Below are 21,998 nucleotides of genomic sequence, written 5' to 3'. Positions count from 1 at the left end.
AGTCCTGCCTGAAACGCGATGATGATGCCGATCATCCGGCTGCAGGAGCCGGAAACTTAATGCTCGCCCTGCGGTTCTGCAACGCCGACCGTCTTTATGACCAGTTGCCCCCCGTCGACGGAGATGCAGACGGTATCTCCCGGCTGGATTTTGCCGGAGATGATGTCTTCGGCCAGGGGGTCCTGGAGATGCGTCTGGATGACGCGATTCAAAGGCCGGGCGCCCATCAGGGGGTTAAAGCCCAGTTGAGCCAGGAGGGTCAGCGCCTCCTCCTTGAACTCCAGGGAGATGCCCTGTTCCCTCAGCAGCCTGGCAAGGCGCTTGAGCTGAATATCGGCGATGGTTTTCATGCCTTCGATGGTCAGCTGCTTGAAAACGAGGATATCGTCCAGGCGGTTGATGAATTCCGGACGGAAATGGGAGCGCACGGCCCTCATGATCGCCGCGTTCATCTCCTGGATTTCCTCCTCCGTTTCGGCGGGCTGAATGCTTTCCGATCCGAGATTGGAGGTCATGAGCACCACCGTGTTGGCAAAATTCACCGTCTGTCCCTGGCTGTCCGTCAGGCGTCCGTCATCAAGAAGCTGCAGGAAAAGGTTGAACACGTCGGCATGGCCCTTTTCAACCTCGTCGAAGAGGATCACGCTGTAGGGTTTGCGCCGAACGCTGTTGGTCAGGACGCCGCCTTCTTCATAGCCGACATAGCCCGGGGGGGCCCCGACCAGGCGGGCCACGGAATGCTTCTCCATGAATTCGCTCATGTCGATCCGGATCAGTGAGCGCTCGTCGTCGAAGAGAAACTCCGCCAGGGTTTTGCATACCTCCGTTTTCCCCACGCCCGTGGGGCCGAGCATCAGGAAGGAGGCGATGGGGCGGTTCGGGTTCTGTACACCGGCCCGGGAGCGCCGGATGGCCTTGGCGATGGTTGAAAGGACATGGTCCTGGCCGACAACCCGCTGGCGCAGATGATCTTCCAGGTGCAGCAGCTTGTCGATTTCGGATCCGAGGAGCTTGGAGACGGGGATGTGGGTCAGCCTGGAAACCGTATCGGCGATGTCGTCTTCCGAAATGGTCCTGCGCAGGAAGTTCCGGCCGGAAAGATCCACATCGGCGTATTCCGCCAGGATCCTGTTGCACTCCGGGATCACTTTGTACTGCAGTTCGGCAACCCGGGAGAAATCTTCTTCCCGGATCTTCTGCTCCATTTCCTGGTTGGCCGCCTCCAGGTTTTTCTTTGCCTTCTGAATCTCCGCCAGGGCCTTCCTTTCCTTTTCCCATTGTTCCGTCAGCTGGCGGCTCCTTTCCCTGAGCTCTTCCATCTCCCGCTGCAGGTGGCCAAGGCGTTCGGCCGTGTTGGAGTCCGATTCATGTTCCAGAGCCCGGATCTCAATTTCGAGGTTGACGATCCGGTGGTCCATCTGCTCGAGTTCTTCGGGTTTTGACGAAAGGCCGATGCGCAGGGAAGCCGCCGCCTGGTCGATGAGATCCACGGCCTTGTCGGGAAGAAACCGGTCCGTGATGTAGCGGTTGGAAAGCTTGGCCGCCGCCGCAAGGGCGGCGTCCAGGATCTGGACCCCATGATGGACTTCGTATTTTTCCTTGATTCCGCGCAGGATCGTGATGGTTTCGTCAAGGCTCGGCTCGTCGACCATTACGACCTGAAAGCGGCGCATCAAGGCGGTATCCTTCTCGATGTGCTTTCGATATTCCTCCAGGGTGGTCGCCCCGATGCAGCGGATTTCACCCCGGGACAAGGCGGGCTTGATCAGGTTGGCCGCGTCCATGGCGCCTTCCGAGCCGCCGGCGCCGATGAGCATGTGAATTTCATCGATGAAGAGAATCACGTTGCCGGCATCGGAGACTTCCTGCAGCAGCCGTTTGAAGCGCTCCTCGAATTCGCCCCGGTATTTTGCCCCGGCGATGAGCTGTCCCATGTCAAGGGAAAGAATCGACGCCGATTTCAGGTCTTCGGGGACATCTCCCCGCACAATCCGCTGGGCCAGGCCCTCTACGATGGCGGTCTTGCCGACCCCCGGTTCTCCGATGATGATGGGGTTGTTCTTGAGCCGGCGGCTGAGAATCTGGATGGTGAGCCGAACTTCCTGATCCCGCCCGATGACGGGATCCAGGCCGCCCCGGCGGGCCCGTTCCGTAAGATCCTGGGTGTATCGGGCCAGGTACTCAAAATCGCCGGATCCGCTTTCGCCTCCCGAAAACAGGCTTCTTGGCGGCTGCTGGAGCAGGGCTTCGAGCTCAGGCTGATCCGCGCCGGCATCGGCAAAGGCTTCGGAGATTTCTTCCAGAGCGAGCATGCCCAGAACGATGTGGTGGATGCCGATGTATTTAGCCCCGGCCCTCTGGCTTGCCTCCTCGGCGAGGATGAACACTTTTTCCAGGTCGCGGTTGATGGGGGTCTGCGAAGTGCCTTCCCTGCCCTTCGGCTGAGTGAGCAGTTTGCCGTCCACCCTCGCCCCGAGGGCCTCCAGATCGATGGATGTCCGGGAAAGATAGCTTCGAATGAGATCATCGTCGGGTTGGAGCAGCGCGGAAAGCATGTGCCAGGGCGTGACATGCTCGTGATCCTTTTTCACTGCAAGCCGGCAGGCGCTTTCAATGCTGTCCTGGGCTTTTACCGAAAACTTTTCGATCAGCATGCTGTTTGATCTCCTTTAGGTGGGGTTGATGTGAAGATCCCGTGGATATGGGCTCAAGAGGCGTGCCCGTGTCGACATGCTCCCGCTTTCCCGTTTCCGTCGCCGGGTTCGCGGGGACTGCAGCCATGGAATCGGGTTCCTGTCCGGCTCTCTTTTATGCAAATCCCCGATATCAGGTGCTTGCATGAAAAATGAGCCGGTCGTCTTCGACAAGCCCGATAATGACCGCGTAAAATATTCCGTAAAGAAGTTGAATGAGCGAAGGGAGGATTTTGATGCTGCAAGTAAAAAAATCATTCGACGTTTCATTGTGCCAACCCAGCGTGAACATGATGAAAAAACAGCAGAAACACTTATATCACAGATTATATCGAAAAAAAAACAAATCTTGTCAATGTTGGAGCAGGCAAAACGTTCGGTATCGCGGACAGGCCGGCCTCGATTTCGTTCCCTGTGCTCCGGGACCGGATCCGGCGGCCTTGCCGCTTGTCAGAAGCGGATAAATGGACGTTTCATTCCTGAACGTCCGGGTAAGGCACGAGTATTTGCAAGAACTTTGCCGGATTTTTCGCCGCCGGCCTGCCACAGAGCCCGGTCATCCCTTCCATAAAAGAACTTGACTTTCCTCCTGCGGAAACTTATTTTCCAGTAAATTCGCAAGGGAATATTATGCAGGGAGGTTTGATCATGCCCGGTTTTGAACTGATGGGCCCGGAAGAACTCAAGGAAGTTATGGAGGTCATGGAGACGGGCGTCCTCATGCGCTACGGTTTTGACAGCGAACGGAGAGGTGTTTTCAAGGTCCGGCAGTTTGAAGAGGAATTTGCCCGATACTGCGGCGCGGGATATGCCCTGGGGGTCACGTCGGGATCCTCGGCCCTCAAGATCGCCCTCACCGCTCTGGATGTCGGACCCGGCGATGAAGTCCTCGTTCCCGCCTTCACCTTTCTGGCGACCTGGGAGGCGGTCCTTGAAGTCGGGGCGATCCCCGTGATGACGGATATCGATGAAACCCTCAACATGGATCCCGCCGACATGGAACGCAAAATGTCTCCTTATACCAAAGCGGTTGTTCCGGTGCATATGTGCGGCTCCGGAGCCCGCATCGACAAAATCCTGGAAACGGCCCGCCGGCACAACCTCCTCGTCCTGGAGGACAACGCTCAGGGATGCGGGGGTTCTTTCTCGGGGAAAAAGCTGGGCACCTTCGGCGACATGGGAATCTTCAGCTTTGATTACTATAAAACCATGACCACCGGCGAAGGCGGCATGGTGATCACAAACAGCGAAACCCTCTACCATCGGTCCGATGAGTATCATGATCACGGCCATGACCACAATCCCAAGGTCAGCCGGGCCATGGAGGGGCGGTCGATCCTGGGCTTCAATTACCGGATGAATGAGCTCCAGGGGGCCATTGGCCTGGCCCAGCTGCGGAAAGTCGATGCCATGATCGCCGAACAGAAAAAAAACAAAGCCGCGATCAAGGGCATGCTGTCGTCTGCGAAAGGGGTCACGTTCCGGGAGCTTGTCGATCCCCAGGGCGATACGGCCACCTTCCTGGCCTTCAATCTTCCCGATGAAGGTACGGCGGAGAAATTCCAGCAGGCCCTCGCCGCCGGAGGTGTCGATACGGTCTGCTACAAAAGAAACGCCTGGCATTACCTGCCGAACTGGGAGCACTTCCTGTCGCAGTCGACGGCCAATTCGAAGAAGTTCCCCTTTTCCAGCCCCATGAACGGGCGAACCGTGAGATACGATCGGCAGGACATCCCACAGGCGGAGGATCTTCTGGGCCGCACCCTGGTCATGGGGATCAACATCCGGATGCCCCAAGAGCGGCTGGCGGCGATTCGGCAGGCGATTGAAAAGGCCGCCGACGTCCTGTAACCTTAGACATCAAGGAGAACGCATCGTGTATATCGTCACCGGCGGGGCCGGTTTCATCGGCAGCGCCTTCGTCTGGAAACTGAATTCGGAAGGCATCAACGACATCCTGATCGTGGACAATCTGGGAGAGACGGAAAAGTGGAAAAACCTGGTCAATCGGAGCTATGCCGACTATGTCCACAAGGAAGATTTCCGGCATATGCTGGACGAGGATATTCTTTCGGCGGACAACATCGAGGCCGTGGTTCATCTGGGAGCCTGCTCGTCCACGACGGAGCGGGACGCCGACTACCTCATGGAGAACAACTTCCACTATACCTGCGACCTGGCCCAGTGGGCGCTCAGCCATGACATCCGGTTTGTCTACGCCAGCTCCGCGGCCACCTACGGAAACGGATCCCAGGGATTCGACGACGACCTGGATGGGATCGACCGGCTCCGGCCGATCAACATGTACGGCTATTCCAAGCAGCTCTTCGACCAATGGGCCATCCGGCGGGGATTGATCGACCGGATGGCGGGGGTCAAGTTCTTCAATGTCTTCGGACCCAACGAATACCACAAGGGCGACATGACCAGCGTGGTCTTCAAGTCCTTCCGCCAGATTATGGATACGGGGCGGGTGCGCCTTTTCAAGTCCCATTCCCCCGATTACACCGACGGGGGGCAGAAACGGGACTTCGTTTATGTGAAGGACTGTGTGGACGTTCTCTGGGCGTTTGTCCGGCATCCCGAAATCAACGGGATCTTCAACCTGGGCACCGGCCGGGCGCGAACCTGGAACGACCTGGTGGAGGCCGTTTTTTCGGCGATGAACCTGCCGCCTCAGATCGATTACATTGATATGCCGGAGTCTCTCCGCGGGCAGTACCAGTATTTCACCGAGGCGCGGATGGAAAAGCTTCAGGCGGCCGGCCTGGGGGCCGATTTTCATACCCTCGAGGAAGCCGTGGCCGATTACGTCAAGAATCATCTCCAGGCCGACAACCCCTATCTGTAAAAGGAAACATTGAAAGCACCATGAAAATCGTCTGTATAATCCCTTCCCGCTTCGCTTCAAGCCGCTTTCCGGGAAAGCCCCTGGCCGATCTCTGCGGAAAGCCGATGATTCAGCATGTCTATGAGAGGGTTCTTCAATCGGCCCTTGTTTCCGCTGCGGCGGTGGCCACGGATGATGACCGGATCTTCGAAGCCGTGGAAAAATTCGGCGGAAAGGCGATCATGACGGCGGGCCGCCATCGCTCCGGAACGGACCGCATCGCCGAAGCCGTCGAATCGCTGGATCTGGAAGACGAGGACATTGTCGTCAACGTCCAGGGGGATCAGCCGATTTTTGAGCCGTCCCAGATTGACGAGGTGACCCGTCCGCTCCGGGAGGACCCTTCCCTGCCCATGTCGACCCTGATCTACCGGATTGTACGCAGGGAGGAGATCGCCCACCCCAACTGCGTCAAGGTGGTGTTCGACTCCGACTTCAATGCCCTCTATTTCTCCCGGTCCACGATCCCGTACGTCCGGGACGACCGCCATCCCGCCGCCCATTACAAGCATCACGGGATTTACGCCTACCGGAGATCCTTCCTCCGGACCTTCACCGAACTGGAAGAGGGAAAGCTGGAGCGGCTCGAATCGCTGGAACAGCTGCGCGCCCTGGAATTCGGCTATCGGATCCGGGTGGTGGAAACCCTCCATGATTCCGTGGAAGTGGACGCCCCGGAAGAGCTGGCCCGGGTCCGGGAGATCCTTCTGGGCCGCGCGGTTTAGAACTCCTCTGTGATCCCTTCGATGTTGTTTCCCAAATGACAAAAAAAAAGTGACAAGCCCGGTTTACCGGACTTGTCACTTCAGAAAAGAATGAGAACGTTAACAGAGAATGCCCTGCAGCCGATGAGACTACCGGCTCATCCTTCTGCGGAGAGCGGCCAGGCCGGCAAGACCCGGGGCAAAAAGCAGAATGGCGCCGGGAATCGGAACCGTGGGATTGGGGTTGGGGTTGGGAATTGAACCACCGTCAATAGAAAGGGCCGATTTTGAAAGAGTCACCAGCCAATTCCCGCCCGAGGTTGTATCTATATCCATCCAAATCTTAAGTCCAGTAACGATGTCATCATAAAAGTTGGGGGCCAAAGTAAAGGTCGTATAGGACCAGATGTCGTCGGCACCAGCTAGTTCACCAAGCAGCACCTTGTTTGCACCGTCATAGGCATAAATAAGATCATGTTCATACCAAGAAGCTGAACTTGCATTATCGACATCAAAGGCGCTGATGTTTAAGGTGGCGCTCGTAATGGTGTTGGGGTCCACTGCAAGGGCAGAGTGCTGCCATCCCCAATCTTGATACTGATCACGATAATACGGGGTGCTGTACTTAAGCGCATCACTGGGCACAAAATAGCCTGTGGGTGCTTGTACTACATCCGTAAGTGGTGCCGCCTGAGCAAGGCCGGTCAAGGCGAGGAGCAGGCTGGCGAATAACAAGGTCGCGATTCTCTTTTTCATTTTTTTCTCCTTAAATAATGATCGTTTCTTCGTTGACGTTAAAAGCAAAAAACTCACCCGTGTGGAGGATCCAATAACCTGCGTTCCGTGGCGGTTAAACCACCAACTCGGCATCCATGTACAACCCGCCACATTCTCCGGTCCGCCTATCACCTCCTTTTTCGGGAAAAAGCCGTGTCGAGGCCTGAGCGTGAAGTTGGCGCCACGCCGGACTCCACGGCCCTTTCTCTAATCCTCAGAAATGAGGAGTATTCATACGATTCCGGCTGAAAAGCTGACAGAAGCCGGAGCCTCTTTCTTCCGCTGCAGTCCGCAGACTGCGAACACATTCCTCTCAAGAGCGGGGATCGTTTATGAGCGCAGCATATAGAAGAGGTACTTTCCACACAATCGGGACGGGACTGATTTTTTGTTGCGGGAAATGATGAAATGGCATGGTGCAAAACCTTAGGACGGACGGGTTGTAACCATGATAAACCGTGGTTTTACCGGAGACCAGGGAATCAGGAACCGCATGTCCTTTGAACGGGATTTTTCTCCCCGGCTTCCTCTATGGAAGAAGGGGTGGACCGTTTGAAATCCAACGACATGCGGCGCTGCCGGCATGACCGGCAGCGCCGCGGAAGAAGTGCGACTGGAGGGTTGCTGCACGCGGGTTGACTACGTCAGCATCCGGACCCGTTCACCTGCCGCCGTCTGAAGGCCGTCAAGCCGATCAGGCCGCTGGCCAGAAGCCAGACTGCGGCCGGAATGGGGGTGGCGATCAATTGATCCTGCCGTGCGTAGGAGAGATCCCCTTCGTGACCGGGTACCCACAGGCTGGCGACCTTGATGCCGTAAGCGCCATTGCTGTCGTCATCGGCGTTTTCCAGGCTTCCGAACTGCGTGAGAACGGCATTCAGGAAGATGTTCGAAGCCCCCCCGGCATCGGCATACGTTTCCTCATTTTCAAGGTACCAGATGGCATGCTGGAGGGCCGCAGCGGACGTCTCGCGTTGAGATTCCGTTCCGTACTGGTATCCGCTTAACGATCCCCGGCTGAAGTGGCTGTAAAGGTATGCTGTGCCGATTGAAATGGGATCCCCAAAATTCGTGTTCTGGCCGCCGCCGTTCGCCTGGTTGCTGATCGTAACGGAGTATGACGCACCGGTGTAGAGATGTTCGTCTTTTTCCAGGCAAAAGGATTGAAACGTCCCTGGCTGCGGTGTGGATGAAAGGGGATTTTGTTGTTTGATGTCTGAGGTCGTTCCCGAAACGTACCCGGCGAGGATCGACTGTAAGGCATGATCTGCCTGCAGCGTAAACTCGCCACCCTGACCGGATTGATAAGGCCCGTAACTGCTGCCCGTCGTGATCGTGTATGCCGCCGCCATTTGCGCAGCGAGGATCAAAATGGCTGTGACCGCCGTCATCAACATCGCTCTTTTAATCATGGTCTTGTCCTCCTCCTTCTTCTTTCCTCTTCGGTATGGTTTGTGTTCAACAGGGTTGTCGTCAGGATGCGGTCCGTGGTTGAGTTGGAATCTTCCGTGAATTGAGGGAAATGATCCTGACGTAGGGGAAAAGTACAAAAGAATCAGGTTTTTGCCAATCGGGAGAAAGTTGATTTTTTGTTTAGGAAGCCGGTAAAAGGAGCAGGGAAAATACCTTAGGAGTACCTAGGGAATATTCCTGACGGATTTTGTCGTTTCCTGAAGATCTAGGGCAGGAGAAGCTGGTTGTCCCTGGAGCGGGATTCTCCGATGCTGGTCACGGAGATGGCGGGCCGGCCGAGGACGGGGCATTTGGCTTCGCAGATGCCGCAGCCCACGCAGAGTTCCAGATCCACGTGGGGCTGCCGCAGCGTCAGGAGGCGGCCTGTCCGATTCTTCACAGGAACCGTTTCGAACCAGATCGCCTTTTCCGGGGTGGGGCAGACCTCCTGGCAGACAATGCAGGGGGTTGCATGGGCGAAGGGGAGGCAGCGGCCCTTGTCGATCATGGCCGTGCCGATGCGGACCGTCGCCTTTTCCTCCAGGGTCAGATTTCGGATCGCCCCCGTGGGACAGACCTGGCCGCAGAGGGTGCAGCGGTATTCGCAGTATCCGATCCGGGGGACCAGCATCGGAGACCAGATTCCGTCCAGGCCCGCTTCCAGAAGGGTGGGCTGCAGGCCATTGGTGGTGCAGACCTTCATGCACTGCCCGCATTTGACGCATTTTTTCAGAAATTCCGTCTCTTCCAGGGAACCGGGGGGCCGGATCAGACGGGGGTCCGCTGCCCCGGCCTTTTTCAGCGGCGAGATCCGAAGCAGGGGAACGGCAACCGTGCCGGCAGCGACGGCCCCGATCATCCGCCGCTTGCCCAGATCCAGGGCGGACCCGGATGGCTTCCGGGAAAACCCGAAAGAAACGGCATTGCGGGGGCACAGATCGTCGCAGTTCATGCAGAGGAGGCATTCCGATTTGCGCCACTTTTCCTTCGAATCCGGTGCGGCCCCGCCGGGGCAGACCTTGGCGCAGACGCCGCAGCCGTTGCAGACCTCGCTGACGGAGCGGTTCAGCAAGGCGTAGCGGGAACAGAGCCCGAGAAGCGCGCCCAGGGGGCACAGATATCTGCACCAGAAGCGCTTCTCCCGCAGATTCAGTGCCAGAATTCCAAAGAAAATCAGACCGAGAAACAGTGCCTGCTGGAAATGAGGTTGCTGGAAAGAGAGGAAGCCTTTTTTCAGCAGGGCGTAGAGAAATTCGGAGCATTTTGTGAGGACGGGAAGATCCCAGGTGTAGACGGTGTCAAAAACGCTGACGACGGCATTGTGAACCAGGGGGTAAACGGCCAGCGACAGGGACCGGATCAGCAGAGAAAGGGGATCGGCAAGGCCGGTCAGTTGAAGGCCGAACGCGGATAAAACCAGGAGGAAAATCAGCAGGAGGTATTTCCCGAAATAGAGATGGCCGGTTTTTCCGGGATCCCTTTCCCTCTTCAGGCAGCCTGCCAGGTTGTGCAGGGTTCCCAGGGGGCAGATCCAGCCGCAGAACACCCGGCCCAGCAGGACCGTGGCCAGCACAACGAAAAGGGCAAGCAGAAAGGGGGTATAAAACCGGCGGGTGGACAGGACCGTGGTGAGGTAAAGAAGAGGATCGGCCTCCAGGAAGAGCTTGACCGGATAGCCCAGTTCGTTGGCTCCCCGCGATTCCGTCGAAAGGAAAAGCCAGAGAAAAAGGAGCAGAAAGAGGGCCTGGGACAGGCGTCGAATATTCTTCAGCATGAGACGTTGATGTCGTAAGAAAAATCGCGGGCCTTCCGGCCCCACGGTGAAATGCTTACAGGGTGATTCTCTGGATTTTCATGGCCGCCAGGTCCATGCTTCCCAGGCGGCGCTGATGACCGACGCGGACAAACCCCAGGTCGGCCGGCTTCATCCCGAAAAGGGTGGCTCCGAAGGCGTCGACGGCCACGGCGTCCGTCCCGGCGATGACCAGATTGAGCTGCCGCACATCTGCCAGGCTGCCCCCCTGAGGACCGTTGTCCGTCAGGATCCGGACGGCATCGAGGATCGTCAACGTGGGCTGGATGAACATCGCCAGATCCACGAGGCTTTCGTCGATGCGCTGGTGGATCCGTCCCCGCCAGCCGCCCATCACCCCCATCCAGTTTTTCATCCCGAGGGTCAATCGGGAGGTCCCATGGGTTTTGGCGATCGGGATGTTGATGACCTTGTCCGCCTCGAAGACCTCCGTGTAAAGGGGCCATGATTTCAAGGACGTTCCGTTGAGCCGCATATCCTTGAATTTCCGGCTGTCCGTGAAGGAGACGGTCGCGCCCGCGGCGGATGCGGCAGCGGCGATGCCGCTCTGCCTGTAGGTCCTTCGCGGGTCGTTGACGGGATGATCGAACACCTTGACCTGCTTGGCACCGGCCTCGAAGCAGAGCCGGACGGCGGCGGCGACAACTTCGGGGTTCGTGTTGGCGGCATACTCCGGGGTGCGGTCCCAGCCGATGTTGGGCTTTACAACCACGATGTCCCCCCGCGAGACGAATCGCTTCATCCCCCCCAGGCTGCCGATCGCTGCCCGGACAAGTGCGGTGGGAGGTGTTCCCCGCGCAACGGCCAGATCCGGCCTCTCGGCGGCCTGAAGAACGTTCAGAACGGGATCCAGGCCCGCCGGAAGGCTCAAGGCCGCTCCCGTCACCAGGGCTGATTTCAGAAAATCTCTGCGTTTCATGGAAATCCCTCCCTTGAACAACATTGCCGATCCTGGAATGATGGCCGTCATGCGGGTGGCACAGGGCAATTTCGTAGTTCTGCGATTTGATGAACCCCTGCCACCTGAGCGCATAGAATACACCAATATGGACTTATTCGCCATAAAACGCTGAAAGCGGCGCGAACCATTCCTGATGAAAGAACGAGGATTTTCTTTGAGAAGAGTTTGATCTTTCAGCACTGATGATTTAATGTTAGTGAAATTGCTGCACAAGGGGCCAAGAAAAGATGAGATATCTGAACTTGAAGAGCCTTCTTCCCAGGCATTGGCAGGTCATGACCTTTTATCAACGCTTCGAAAGCCTGGTCGCCATGGTGATCACGCTGCTGATCACGATCGTGATCGTCGTGACCATCTACCGCCTGTTTATCGAAGTGATCGGCGGCATTGTTCTCGGGCCCATGGACCCCCTCGATCACCGGGTTTTCCAGACCGTCTTCGGCGAGATCCTGACGGTCCTGATCGCCCTGGAGTTCAGCCATACGCTCCAATACGTGGCCACCGGGCAGCAGAGCACTCAGACGAAGGTGATCCTTCTTATTGCCCTGCTTGCTGTAACCCGTAAATTCATCATCCTGGATATCAAGGAGACCACGCCCCTTGTCATGACCGGTCTGGCGGCCATCGCTCTGGCGCTGGGGATCGTGTACTGGCTGCTCCGTGAGCGCGATGACCGCCTCGAACGGGCCCGGGGAGGCTGTAATCCCGGGAACCCATTGATGGATACCGCAAGTCGCCGACGGGCGGAGGACAAAGGGGAATCTTGCTGCAATTCATGAAAATCTTGTGATTCATCCCTGTTTTCTCGAAGATCAGGTAATGCGGAATCAGGGAGATGGCGCCCTATGCCGGGATGATCCGTTTTCCATGGGGAACCGTTCTGTTTCTTTCAACTCATCAAGGCTATCGGAGGTATGGTTATGGAACTGCAGGAGGCCATTCTTAAAAGACGCAGCATAAGGAATTTCAGCCGGGACGATGTCACAGACGATCAATTGCGGCAGATCTTCGAAGCGGTCCGCTGGTCTCCGTCCTGGGCCAATACGCAGGTCTGGGAGTTTGTCGTGGTGAGGGATAAGAAGTTGATCCAGGGGGTTACCGAGACCTATTCCGAAAAAAATCCCGCTAGAAAGTGTTCCCTTGCCGCTTCAGCCCTGATTGTCGCTTGCGCCAAAACGGGGCTGTCCGGCTGTTACGGAGGGAAGCAAGCGACCAAGCACTCCGACTGGTACATGTTTGATCTGGGCCTCGCGACTCAGACATTGTGCCTTAAAGCCTGCGAGTTGGGTCTGGGGACGGTTGTCGTCGGTCTCATAGATCATGACGCATGCAAGAAATTGATCGGACTGCCCGATGATCATGAAGTGGCTGCCGTCATTCCTATTGGAAGGCCCGCTGTTGAACTGAAGGAAGGTCCTCCGCGCAAAGCCGTATCCGAAATGGTGCATCTTGACAGGTTCGGCAAAAAGATGTTTTAGGTTCATCCAGCTAAGGCGCAATTTTTGAAAAATTCGTCCTGTACGTGAGTCCGGAGCGGAGATGCGACGCAGTCGACATTTCACATACCAAAGCAGGAATCCAGAGTTCTTGGGCATTTGATGCAATGCCGTTTGTAACTCACATCGCCTGCAAACCAATTTTCGAGAGAGTCGCCTTACAACAATCCTTCCTGCAATCGGTTAAGCGTCACTATTGCAAAGACGGCTTGATTGCAATCCGCAATTGACAAATTTTCCATAAATTACGAAGTTCGTTTTTAGTCCTTATTACCATGATATCCGAAATCTTCTAGATGACTAGCGACTTGAAATTATGGAACATTTCACTTTTTTGCCAAATTATCATGTGGTATGTTGATAACAAAAAATCGGAAAAAACGAACTTCGTATATTGATTGTTATGCACTCACTGAAAAATCCCATGCTACTATTCACAAGTGTTCCATACTTAAAGCTACACTTGTTATTAATAACATATACAACAGGAAAATAGAATGACAACTACCCAACAGCGCGCAGCCCTGCAACGCCAGATCTGGCAAATCGCCAACGATGTTCGTGGCGCAGTCGATGGCTGGGATTTCAAGCAATACGTACTCGGCACCCTGTTCTATCGCTTTATCAGTGAGAACTTTGCCAGCTACATCGAAGGCGGTGACGACAGCATCCACTATGCAGCGCTGCCTGATAGCGTCGTCACCCCGGAAATCAAAGACGACGCCATCAAAACCAAGGGCTATTTCATCTACCCGAGCCAGCTTTTCGCCGTTGTTGCCGCCAGCGCCAACACCAACGAGAGCCTGAATACTGACTTGGCCGCCATCTTTGCCGCCATCGAAAGCTCCGCCAACGGCTACCCCTCCGAACACGACATCAAAGGCCTGTTTGCCGACTTCGACACCACCAGCAACCGCCTCGGCAATACGGTGAAAGACAAAAACGCCCGCCTGGCCGCCGTGCTCAAAGGCGTGGCCGAACTGGACTTTGGTGATTTTGATAGTAGCCACATCGACCTGTTCGGCGATGCCTACGAGTTCCTCATCTCCAACTACGCCGCCAACGCCGGCAAGTCCGGCGGTGAGTTTTTCACCCCGCAGCATGTCTCCCGGCTGATTGCGCAGCTTGCCATGCACAAGCAAACCAGCGTCAACAAGATTTACGACCCGGCCTGCGGCTCCGGCTCCTTGCTGCTGCAAGCCAAAAAGCACTTTGACGCCCACATCATTGAAGACGGCTTTTTCGGTCAGGAGATCAACCACACCACCTACAACCTGGCGCGGATGAACATGTTCCTGCACAACATCAACTACGACAAGTTCAACATCCAGTTGGGCAATACCCTGATCGCCCCGCATTTCGGCGATGACAAACCCTTTGATGCCATCGTCTCCAACCCGCCCTATTCGGTGAAGTGGATAGGCACCGACGACCCCACCCTGATCAACGATGACCGTTTTGCCCCGGCCGGTGTGTTAGCGCCCAAATCCAAAGCCGACTTTGCCTTCGTGCTGCATGCCCTCAGCTACCTCTCCAGCAAAGGCCGCGCCGCCATTGTCTGCTTCCCCGGCATTTTTTACCGGGGCGGGGCCGAACAAAAAATCCGCCAGTATCTGGTGGATAACAACTACGTCGAAACCGTCATTTCCCTCGCGCCCAACCTTTTTTTCGGCACCACCATCGCCGTGAACATTCTGGTGCTCTCCAAGCACAAAACCGACACCACTACCCAGTTCATTGATGCCAGCGCCCTGTTCAAGAAAGAAACCAATAACAACGTGCTGCTGGACGCACACATCGAACAGATCATGGAGGTGTTCGACAGCAAGGCGCATGTGGCGCACTTTGCCCAAACGGTGCCGTTTGAAACCATCGCCGCCAACGATTACAACCTCTCGGTCAGCAGCTACGTCGAGGCCAAGGACAACCGCGAAGTGGTGGATATTGCAAAGCTTAATGCGGAGCTGAAAACTACCGTGGCCAAAATCGACCAGCTGCGGGCGGAGATTGATGCCATTGTGAATGAAATTGAAGGAGACGAGGCATGAGCGAGGTGATTTTATACACCACGGATGATGGTGCGACGAAAATTGACCTGCGCTTTGAAGATGGAACGGTCTGGCTTACACAACTTGAACTGGCGGAACTTTTTCAAACCAGCAAGCAAAACATCAGCAAACACATCAAAGCGATCTTCGACGACCAGGAATTGAGCGAATCGGCAACTGTCAACCAAAAGTTGACAGTTCAAAACGAGGGCGGCCGAGGGGTTTCGCGCAGGCTTATACTCAACAACCTCGTCTCAGCCTATTTTGACCTCGCTGAATTGAATGCCATCGAAGAGCGCGAAATGCGCATGGTCGATTATGTGCGCGAGCTGGACAACATCCTCAGTTCCACCGGGCGCGAGCTGCTTGATAATGCAGGCAGCATCTCCCATACACAGGCGGCAAACAAAGCCAGGCTGGAATACAAAAAATACAAAGCCAAAACGCTGGCCAATGTGGAACAAGACTACCTGAAAACCATTGCGAAACTGGAAAAACAGGCCAAAGAAGAGAGCCGTAAAAAATGAGCAGCGTGAATTTTATGGACAAGCTGATGGATGGCCGTGAGTTCCAATGGAAGGCATTGGGCAATGTTGGAGTTTTCGTTCGGGGCTCAGGCATCCAGAAATCGGATTTTACCGAGTCGGGCGTCGGCTGCATTCACTACGGCCAGATTCATACGCACTACGGAACATGGGCAACTGAAACCAAATCATTTATTAACCGCGATTTCGCTGCGCGGCTTAGAAAAGCGCATGCTGGCGATCTTGTAATTGCCACCACAAGCGAAGACGACGATGCCGTAGCCAAAGCCGTGGCATGGCTGGGCAATGAAGAGGTAGCTGTCAGCACGGATGCCTACATCTATCGCCACACGATTAATCCCAAGTACATGTCGTACTTCTTTCAGACCGAGCTTTTCCAGTCACAGAAGAAACCACACATCACAGGAACTAAGGTCCGTCGCATATCCGGCGACAGCCTTGCAAAAATCCTAATCCCCATCCCCTGCCCAGAAAACCCCAAAAGATCGCTGGAAATCCAAGCCGAAATCGTCCGCATTCTGGACACATTTACCGAGCTGACCGCCGAGCTGACCGCCGAGCTGACCGCCGAGCTGACCGCCCGCAAAAAACAATACAACTACTACCGCGACCAGTTGTTGAGTTTTGAAGAAGGCGAAGTGAAGTGGAAGACGTTGGGGGAGATAACTATAAAGACGTACTCCGGGGGCACACCCACAGCGGGCAATTCAGAATATTACGATGGCGGCACAATTCCTTGGTTAAGAACGCAAGAGGTTAAGTTTTCTGACATTGAAAAAACAGAAGTTAAGATAACGCCCTCTGCGTTAGAAAATTCGGCAGCCAAATGGATTCCTGAAAACTGCGTTATTGTTGCAATTTCGGGGGCGACGGCAGGACGGTCTGCTATTAACAAAATACCCTTAACGACTAATCAGCACTGCTGCTGCTTAGAAGTTGATCCCGAAAAAGCGTTATACCGATATGTTTTTCATTGGGTAAGTTTTAACTACGAAAACCTTAAAGCACTGGGGCAAGGCGCCAGAGGTGACCTTAACTCAGGGATCATAAAGGGATTCAATATCCCCATTCCGCATGCCGACAAACCAGAGAAATCTCTTGCAGAGCAAGACAACATCGTCGCCATCCTGGACAAATTTGACGCTTTGACCAACTCCATCAGCGAAGGCTTGCCCCGCGAAATCGAGTTGCGTCAGAAACAGTACGAGTATTACCGCGACCTGCTGTTGAGCTTCCCCAAGCCGGAAGAGGTAGCGGCCTGACATGAACAAGACGCTGACCGAAATCGCCCAGCAGTTGAAAGAGGCCAACAAAAAGGTGCAGCTGATCTATGCCTTTAACGGTGCGGGTAAGACGCGCCTTTCTCGGGAGTTCAAAGATTTAATTGCGCCAAAAACTGACGCTGAAGATGTGCCGCAGTCAGAGTTGGCGCAAAAGAAAATTCTCTATTACAGCGCGTTCACGGAAGATTTGTTCTATTGGGATAACGATTTAGATAAAGATGCCGAGCCAAAGTTAAAAATCCAAACCAACTCATTCACCAAATGGGTGCTTGAAGAGCAAGGCCAAGACCAAAATATCATTACCACTTTTCAGCACTACGCCAATGAAAAATTGACGCCGCATTTTAGTTCGGATTTTTCCGAAGTCAGCTTTTCATTCGAGCGCGGCAATAATCAGCAAGAGCCAAATATCAAAATCTCCAAAGGCGAAGAAAGCAACTTTATTTGGAGCGTGTTTCATTCGCTGATTGAGCAGATGATTTCCGAGTTAAACATCGCAGAGGCGGCCAATCGGTCCACTGATGTTTTTAACAATCTGGAATACGTTTTCATTGATGACCCGGTGAGTTCATTGGATGAAAATCATTTGATTGAATTGGCGGTCAATTTGGCGGCCTTGATTAAATCAAGTCAATCCGACCTGAAATTTGTCATCACGACCCACAGCCCGCTTTTTTACAACGTGCTCTACAATGAGCTTGGCCTTGGTAAAAATGGCAAAAAGGAAGGTTGCTATCTGTTGGAGCGCTTCGAGGATGGCACCTTCGATCTGAATGTCAAATATGGAGACTCCAACAAGAGTTTTTCCTATCACCTGCATCTCAAGAAAACCCTTGAGCAGGCGATTGCCACCGATCAGGTGCAGCGATATCACTTCACGTTGCTGCGCAACCTCTATGAGAAAACGGCCAGCTTTCTGGGTTATCCAAAGTGGTCGGAGCTCTTGCCCGATGACAAACAGCTCTATCTGAGCAGAATTGTCAATTTTACAAGCCACAGCACGTTATCCAACGAAACCGTTGCAGAACCAACGCAAGCGGAGAAGGCGACGGTCAAATTATTGCTCGATCACTTGAAAAGCAACTATGGCTATTGGCAACAGGAGCAACAGAATGGCTGAGTACATCAAACCCATCGCTGAATCGAACAGCTTCATCGTTCTCGATAAATACACCCAGGAATGGAAGGTCGCTGAAAGCTATCAAAGCGAATACGATTTGGAGCGGGAATTCATTCAGGATTTGCAAAATCAAGGCTATGAGTTCCTGCCCGGCCTGAATAATCCCGAAGCCTTGCTGGCCAATGTGCGCGTGCAGCTGCAAGCGCTCAATAACGTGCAGTTCTTAGATGGTGAATGGTTGCGCTTTGTCGAAACCTGGCTGGATAAACCCAGCGATGGCATCATTGAGAAAACCCGCAAGGTTCACGATGACTACATTCACGACTTTGTTTTTGACGACGGGCATATCCAGAACATCTACCTGCTGGATAAAAAGAATATTGCCCGCAATAAGGTGCAGGTCATCAAGCAGTTTGAGCAAGCCGGCGCCCATGCCAACCGCTACGATGTGACGATTCTGGTCAATGGCCTGCCCCTCGTGCAGGTGGAGCTTAAAAAGCGCGGCGTGGCGATTCGCGAAGCCTTTAACCAGGTGCACCGATACAGCAAAGAGAGTTTCAACAGCGAACACTCCTTGTTCAAGTATTTGCAGCTATTTGTGATTTCCAACGGCACCGACAGCCGTTATTTCGCCAATACCACCCAGCGCAACAAGAACAGCTTCGATTTCACCATGAACTGGGCGAAGGCGGATAACAGTCTGATCAAAGACCTGAAAGACTTTACCGCTACCTTCTTCCAGAAGCACACCCTGCTCAATGTATTGCTGCATTATTCGGTGTTTGATGTCAGCAACACGCTGCTGGTGATGCGCCCTTACCAGATTGCTGCTACCGAGCGCATTTTGTGGAAGATCAAGAGCGCCTGGCAGGCCAAGAACTGGAGCAAACCGGAAAGCGGTGGCTACATCTGGCACACCACCGGCTCGGGCAAGACCCTGACTAGTTTCAAGGCGGCTCGCCTGGCCACCGAGCTGGATTTCATCGACAAGGTGTTCTTCGTGGTGGATCGCAAGGATCTGGATTACCAGACCATGAAAGAATACCAGCGATTTTCGCCGGACAGCGTGAATGGCTCGGACAGCACCGCCGGCCTCAAGCGCAACCTGGATAAAGACGACAACAAGATCATCGTCACCACCATCCAGAAGCTCAACAACCTGATGAAAGGTGAAGGCGACCTGCCCATCTACAACAAGCAGGTGGTCTTCATTTTTGATGAGTGCCACCGCAGCCAGTTTGGTGAAGCGCAGAAAAACCTGCAAAAAAAGTTTAAAAAGTTTTATCAGTTCGGCTTTACCGGCACGCCGATCTTCCCGCAAAACGCCCTCGGTGCGGAAACCACCGCCAGCGTGTTTGGTCGCGAATTGCACTCCTATGTCATTACTGATGCCATTCGCGATGAAAAGGTGCTCAAGTTCAAGGTGGACTACAACGATGTGCGCCCGCAGTTCAAGGCCATTGAAACCGAGCAGGACGAGAAAAACCTCAGCGCCGCGGAAAATAAACAAGCCTTGTTGCACCCCGACCGTATCCGCGAAATTACCCAGTACATCCTGAATAACTTCCGGCAGAAAACCCACCGCCTGCAAGCAGGCGCCAAGGGCTTTAATGCCATGTTTGCCGTGAGCAGCGTGGATGCCGCCAAGCTGTATTACGAGTCGTTCAAGGCATTGCAGAAGAACAGCGACAAGCCCCTGAAAGTGGTCACCATCTTCTCGTTTGCCGCCAACGAAGAGCAGGATGCCGTGGGCGACATTCTGGATGAAAGCTTTGAAATCTCAGCGATGGACAGCAGTGCCAAAGAGTTCCTGAGCGCGGCCATTGCCGACTACAACGCGTTCTTTAAAACCAATTTCAGTGTGGACAGCAACGGCTTCCAGAACTATTACCGCGATTTGTCCAAGCGGGTTAAATCCAAGGAAATCGACTTATTGATCGTGGTCGGTATGTTTCTCACCGGTTTTGACGCCCCGACGCTCAATACCTTGTTTGTGGATAAAAACTTGCGTTACCACGGTTTGATGCAGTCCTATTCGCGCACTAACCGCATTTATGATGCCACTAAGACCTTCGGCAATATCGTCACCTTCCGCGATCTGGAAAAGGCGACCGTGGATGCCATTACCCTGTTTGGCGATAAAAACACCAAAAACGTGGTACTGGAAAAGAGCTACAAGGAATACATGGAAGGTTTTACCGATGTGGTCACCGGCGAAGCAAGGCGCGGCTTTATGGATGTGGTGAGCGAGCTGGAGCAGCGCTTTCCCGATCCCTCCGCCATTGAAAAGGAGTCCGACAAAAAAGCCTTCGCGAAGCTGTTTGGCGAGTATTTGCGGGTTGAAAACGTGCTGCAAAACTACGATGAATTTTCCAGCTTAAAGGCCCTGCAAAACATTGATATGAACGACCCAGAGGCGGTTGAGGCGTTTAAAGCCGAACATTATTTGAATGATGAAGACCTGGCGGCGCTGCAAACCATTAGGATTCCTGCTGAGCGCAAAATTCAGGATTACCGCTCCACTTACAACGATATCCGTGACTGGTTGCGCCATGAAAAAGCGGCCAATGAAAATGAAAAATCAACCATCGATTGGGATGATGTGGTGTTTGAGGTGGACCTGCTGAAATCTCAAGAGATCAACCTGGACTACATTCTGGAGCTGATTTTTGAGCACAACAAGAAAACCAAAAGCAAAGCCGATTTAGTTGACGAAGTGCGCCGGGTGATTCGTGCCAGCCTTGGCAATCGCGCCAAAGAAAGCCTGTTGGTGGATTTTATCAATCAGACCGACCTTGACCAGATTGGCGATAAGGCCAGTGTTATAGAGGCCTTTTTTACTTTTGCCCGAGAGAAACAACAACGAGAAGCCGAAGAATTAATTAGTACAGAAAAACTTAACGCAGAAGCCGCTAAACGTTACATCACTACATCGTTAAAACGTGAGTATGCCAGTGAAAACGGCACGGAGCTAAATGCAATACTTCCCAAAATGAGTCCGCTTAATCCGCAATACTTGACAAAAAAACAGAGTGTATTCCAAAAGATTACGGCTTTTGTTGAGAAGTTTAAGGGCGTGGGTGGGCAGCTCTAATCTAAATGTTTAATGTATGCATAACAAGGCGCTGCACTCGGACGGCAATTCCGCTGCGCTCCATTGCCGCCGGTGAGCTTGGGTGTTGGGCAACGGCAATTCAATTTTAAAAGGAGTAAAGGCATGTTGAAAAAAGTCGCTATGGTCGTTTTTTTTGTTATGATTTCCGTGGGCTTATCGATGGCGGAAGATGCCGTCGGGAAGGATTACGGCAAGCAGCCGTGGGTGGTCGACATCGAAGATCTGACAGTAAAGAATGAAAATTTCCGTACCGCGAAGTGGACGGGTCGGAACCTTCAGATGACTGTTATGTCGCTTAAGCCAGGTGAGGAGATAGGCTTGGAGAAACATGACGAGGGCGATCAGTTCATCCGTGTTGAAAAAGGGAATGCCCGTGTTGCGATGGGCGCGTCGAAGGATAAAATGACTTTCGATAAAAAAGTTTCAGATGACTGGGCCATCTTTATCCCAGGCGGTTTCTGGCACAATATTATCAACGAAGGGGATAAGCCGCTCAAGGTTTACGTTATTTACGCTCCACCCGAGCACCCCGCTGGAACATTGCACAAAACTTTCAAGGAATCGGAAGCCGCCCATGGGCATTGACCGGGGTGGAGGGGACAGTCATTACCAAAAACCTACAAGTGATAAAAAACGTTGCCCAACAAGTCGTTCCAGTGGATCCCGCAACAGAGCGGCTCCACTCGGAATTGGAAAATAAACTTTACCGAGAGATATTGCCAGGCAAGGCTGGTCGCCCCATAAAGCAGAAAGAAATTTAATACGGGAAGTGTCTCTCTATTTCCCTGAATCATAAAAAAAAGGAGAAGCATTCATGCAAACGACATCAATTAAGTGTTCTCATTGCAGCAAGGAGCATGGAATCCGGACCGTGCACGTCTGGCTCGCAGACTCGGATCAGTACGTGGAGCAGACTCAGATCGAGGAGGCGGAATTCTTTGATATGGAAGCGTTGAACAAGCATCCCCAATTCAAGGCGGAGTTGGAAGAGGAGTACGGGCGCCCCGCGGACTTTGTCGTGGGTCCCTATACCGGCTGGTGCCTACGGTCTGCTGCCTAGATTTCCTTTTCCGGCGGTTGGCCGGACTCCGCCATCTGAAT

At 53.9% G+C, this 21,998-nt stretch carries 19 protein-coding genes; 14 read left to right on the top strand and 5 right to left on the bottom strand.

Going from position 1 to position 21,998, the window contains the following annotated elements; genetic code table 11:
* Positions 1-56: 56 nt before the first annotated feature.
* Positions 57-2,654, bottom strand: a complete 2,598-nt coding sequence (locus ACJ77P_RS14470) for an ATP-dependent Clp protease ATP-binding subunit (protein WP_408998639.1) — start codon at positions 2,652-2,654, stop codon at positions 57-59.
* 184 nt (positions 2,655-2,838) lie between these two features.
* Here ACJ77P_RS14470 and ACJ77P_RS14465 point away from each other — a divergent pair, with 184 nt between their 5' ends.
* The 4 genes from ACJ77P_RS14465 to kdsB all read left to right on the top strand — a co-directional run bounded on the left by ACJ77P_RS14465 (position 2,839) and on the right by kdsB (position 6,308).
* Entirely contained in the window at positions 2,839-3,264 is a 426-nt protein-coding gene (locus tag ACJ77P_RS14465) for a hypothetical protein (protein WP_408998638.1), read from the top strand.
* A gap of 77 nt (positions 3,265-3,341) precedes the next feature.
* Positions 3,342-4,544, top strand: a complete 1,203-nt coding sequence (locus ACJ77P_RS14460) for a DegT/DnrJ/EryC1/StrS aminotransferase family protein (RefSeq protein ID WP_367360925.1) — start codon at positions 3,342-3,344, stop codon at positions 4,542-4,544.
* Positions 4,545-4,569: 25 nt separating this feature from the next.
* The gene (gene rfaD / locus ACJ77P_RS14455; RefSeq protein WP_367360926.1) at positions 4,570-5,544 is read left to right on the top strand and encodes an ADP-glyceromanno-heptose 6-epimerase; all 975 of its coding nucleotides are present in this window, start codon (positions 4,570-4,572) and stop codon (positions 5,542-5,544) included.
* Between the two features lie 20 nt (positions 5,545-5,564).
* Positions 5,565-6,308 carry a 3-deoxy-manno-octulosonate cytidylyltransferase gene (gene kdsB, locus ACJ77P_RS14450; RefSeq protein ID WP_408998637.1) on the top strand — a complete coding sequence of 248 codons (744 nt, stop codon included), beginning with the start codon at positions 5,565-5,567 and terminating at the stop codon, positions 6,306-6,308.
* Positions 6,309-6,437: 129 nt separating this feature from the next.
* On the opposite strand, the gene ACJ77P_RS14445 is transcribed toward kdsB, so the two are convergent.
* The 4 genes from ACJ77P_RS14445 to ACJ77P_RS14430 all read right to left on the bottom strand — a co-directional run bounded on the left by ACJ77P_RS14445 (position 6,438) and on the right by ACJ77P_RS14430 (position 11,248).
* Complete coding sequence (locus ACJ77P_RS14445; RefSeq protein WP_367360928.1) at positions 6,438-7,043, bottom strand: hypothetical protein; 606 nt, start codon at positions 7,041-7,043, stop codon at positions 6,438-6,440.
* 665 nt (positions 7,044-7,708) lie between these two features.
* Positions 7,709-8,476 carry a VPLPA-CTERM sorting domain-containing protein gene (locus ACJ77P_RS14440; protein ID WP_408998636.1) on the bottom strand — a complete coding sequence of 256 codons (768 nt, stop codon included), beginning with the start codon at positions 8,474-8,476 and terminating at the stop codon, positions 7,709-7,711.
* A gap of 266 nt (positions 8,477-8,742) precedes the next feature.
* On the bottom strand, positions 8,743-10,290 hold the full coding sequence (locus tag ACJ77P_RS14435; RefSeq protein WP_408998635.1) for a 4Fe-4S binding protein: 1,548 nt from the start codon (positions 10,288-10,290) through the stop codon (positions 8,743-8,745).
* Positions 10,291-10,345: 55 nt separating this feature from the next.
* Positions 10,346-11,248 carry a DUF362 domain-containing protein gene (locus ACJ77P_RS14430; RefSeq protein WP_408998634.1) on the bottom strand — a complete coding sequence of 301 codons (903 nt, stop codon included), beginning with the start codon at positions 11,246-11,248 and terminating at the stop codon, positions 10,346-10,348.
* 13 nt (positions 11,249-11,261) lie between these two features.
* Between ACJ77P_RS14430 and ACJ77P_RS14425 the strand changes: the two genes are divergently transcribed.
* The 10 genes from ACJ77P_RS14425 to ACJ77P_RS14380 all read left to right on the top strand — a co-directional run bounded on the left by ACJ77P_RS14425 (position 11,262) and on the right by ACJ77P_RS14380 (position 21,957).
* Entirely contained in the window at positions 11,262-11,402 is a 141-nt protein-coding gene (locus ACJ77P_RS14425) for a hypothetical protein (RefSeq protein WP_408998633.1), read from the top strand.
* A 115-nt stretch (positions 11,403-11,517) separates the two neighbouring features.
* The gene (locus ACJ77P_RS14420; protein WP_408998632.1) at positions 11,518-12,069 is read left to right on the top strand and encodes a phosphate-starvation-inducible PsiE family protein; all 552 of its coding nucleotides are present in this window, start codon (positions 11,518-11,520) and stop codon (positions 12,067-12,069) included.
* 141 nt (positions 12,070-12,210) lie between these two features.
* The gene (locus ACJ77P_RS14415) at positions 12,211-12,768 is read left to right on the top strand and encodes a nitroreductase family protein (RefSeq protein WP_367360933.1); all 558 of its coding nucleotides are present in this window, start codon (positions 12,211-12,213) and stop codon (positions 12,766-12,768) included.
* Positions 12,769-13,283: 515 nt separating this feature from the next.
* Positions 13,284-14,834, top strand: coding sequence for a type I restriction-modification system subunit M (locus ACJ77P_RS14410; protein WP_408998631.1), 1,551 nt, complete (start codon positions 13,284-13,286; stop codon positions 14,832-14,834).
* Positions 14,831-15,361 (top strand): RhuM family protein, encoded by a 531-nt coding sequence (gene rhuM, locus ACJ77P_RS14405; protein WP_408998630.1) that lies wholly within the window; start codon positions 14,831-14,833, stop codon positions 15,359-15,361. Before ACJ77P_RS14410 ends, rhuM begins: the two co-directional genes overlap by 4 nt.
* Positions 15,358-16,641 carry a restriction endonuclease subunit S gene (locus tag ACJ77P_RS14400; RefSeq protein ID WP_408998629.1) on the top strand — a complete coding sequence of 428 codons (1,284 nt, stop codon included), beginning with the start codon at positions 15,358-15,360 and terminating at the stop codon, positions 16,639-16,641. The genes rhuM and ACJ77P_RS14400 overlap by 4 nt, the downstream gene beginning before the upstream one ends.
* Position 16,642: 1 nt before the next feature.
* Positions 16,643-17,782, top strand: a complete 1,140-nt coding sequence (locus ACJ77P_RS14395; RefSeq protein ID WP_408998628.1) for an anticodon nuclease — start codon at positions 16,643-16,645, stop codon at positions 17,780-17,782.
* Positions 17,775-20,876, top strand: a complete 3,102-nt coding sequence (locus ACJ77P_RS14390; RefSeq protein WP_408998627.1) for an HsdR family type I site-specific deoxyribonuclease — start codon at positions 17,775-17,777, stop codon at positions 20,874-20,876. The genes ACJ77P_RS14395 and ACJ77P_RS14390 overlap by 8 nt, the downstream gene beginning before the upstream one ends.
* A gap of 123 nt (positions 20,877-20,999) precedes the next feature.
* Positions 21,000-21,482, top strand: a complete 483-nt coding sequence (locus ACJ77P_RS14385; protein ID WP_408998626.1) for a cupin domain-containing protein — start codon at positions 21,000-21,002, stop codon at positions 21,480-21,482.
* Positions 21,483-21,711: 229 nt separating this feature from the next.
* Positions 21,712-21,957, top strand: a complete 246-nt coding sequence (locus ACJ77P_RS14380; protein ID WP_367360938.1) for a hypothetical protein — start codon at positions 21,712-21,714, stop codon at positions 21,955-21,957.
* The last annotated feature ends 41 nt before the right edge of the window (positions 21,958-21,998 follow it).

The organism is Syntrophus buswellii (assembly GCF_046097065.1).
GTDB lineage: Bacteria > Desulfobacterota > Syntrophia > Syntrophales > Syntrophaceae > Syntrophus > Syntrophus buswellii.
Note: the sequence above shows the minus strand (reverse complement) of the source record. Positions and strands in the feature narration are given on the sequence as shown.

Excerpts from the sequence above, each read along its gene's own strand:
- ACJ77P_RS14470 (WP_408998639.1), bottom strand. The coding sequence starts at position 2,654 with ATGCTGATCGAAAAGTTTTCGGTAAAAGCCCAGGACAGCATTGAAAGC.
- ACJ77P_RS14465 (WP_408998638.1), top strand. The coding sequence starts at position 2,839 with ATGAAAAATGAGCCGGTCGTCTTCGACAAGCCCGATAATGACCGCGTA.
- ACJ77P_RS14460 (WP_367360925.1), top strand. The coding sequence starts at position 3,342 with ATGCCCGGTTTTGAACTGATGGGCCCGGAAGAACTCAAGGAAGTTATG.
- kdsB (WP_408998637.1), top strand. The coding sequence starts at position 5,565 with ATGAAAATCGTCTGTATAATCCCTTCCCGCTTCGCTTCAAGCCGCTTT.
- ACJ77P_RS14445 (WP_367360928.1), bottom strand. The coding sequence starts at position 7,043 with ATGAAAAAGAGAATCGCGACCTTGTTATTCGCCAGCCTGCTCCTCGCC.
- ACJ77P_RS14440 (WP_408998636.1), bottom strand. The coding sequence starts at position 8,476 with ATGATTAAAAGAGCGATGTTGATGACGGCGGTCACAGCCATTTTGATC.
- ACJ77P_RS14435 (WP_408998635.1), bottom strand. The coding sequence starts at position 10,290 with ATGCTGAAGAATATTCGACGCCTGTCCCAGGCCCTCTTTCTGCTCCTT.
- ACJ77P_RS14430 (WP_408998634.1), bottom strand. The coding sequence starts at position 11,248 with ATGAAACGCAGAGATTTTCTGAAATCAGCCCTGGTGACGGGAGCGGCC.
- ACJ77P_RS14420 (WP_408998632.1), top strand. The coding sequence starts at position 11,518 with ATGAGATATCTGAACTTGAAGAGCCTTCTTCCCAGGCATTGGCAGGTC.
- ACJ77P_RS14415 (WP_367360933.1), top strand. The coding sequence starts at position 12,211 with ATGGAACTGCAGGAGGCCATTCTTAAAAGACGCAGCATAAGGAATTTC.
- ACJ77P_RS14410 (WP_408998631.1), top strand. The coding sequence starts at position 13,284 with ATGACAACTACCCAACAGCGCGCAGCCCTGCAACGCCAGATCTGGCAA.
- rhuM (WP_408998630.1), top strand. The coding sequence starts at position 14,831 with ATGAGCGAGGTGATTTTATACACCACGGATGATGGTGCGACGAAAATT.
- ACJ77P_RS14400 (WP_408998629.1), top strand. The coding sequence starts at position 15,358 with ATGAGCAGCGTGAATTTTATGGACAAGCTGATGGATGGCCGTGAGTTC.
- ACJ77P_RS14395 (WP_408998628.1), top strand. The coding sequence starts at position 16,643 with ATGAACAAGACGCTGACCGAAATCGCCCAGCAGTTGAAAGAGGCCAAC.
- ACJ77P_RS14390 (WP_408998627.1), top strand. The coding sequence starts at position 17,775 with ATGGCTGAGTACATCAAACCCATCGCTGAATCGAACAGCTTCATCGTT.
- ACJ77P_RS14385 (WP_408998626.1), top strand. The coding sequence starts at position 21,000 with ATGTTGAAAAAAGTCGCTATGGTCGTTTTTTTTGTTATGATTTCCGTG.
- ACJ77P_RS14380 (WP_367360938.1), top strand. The coding sequence starts at position 21,712 with ATGCAAACGACATCAATTAAGTGTTCTCATTGCAGCAAGGAGCATGGA.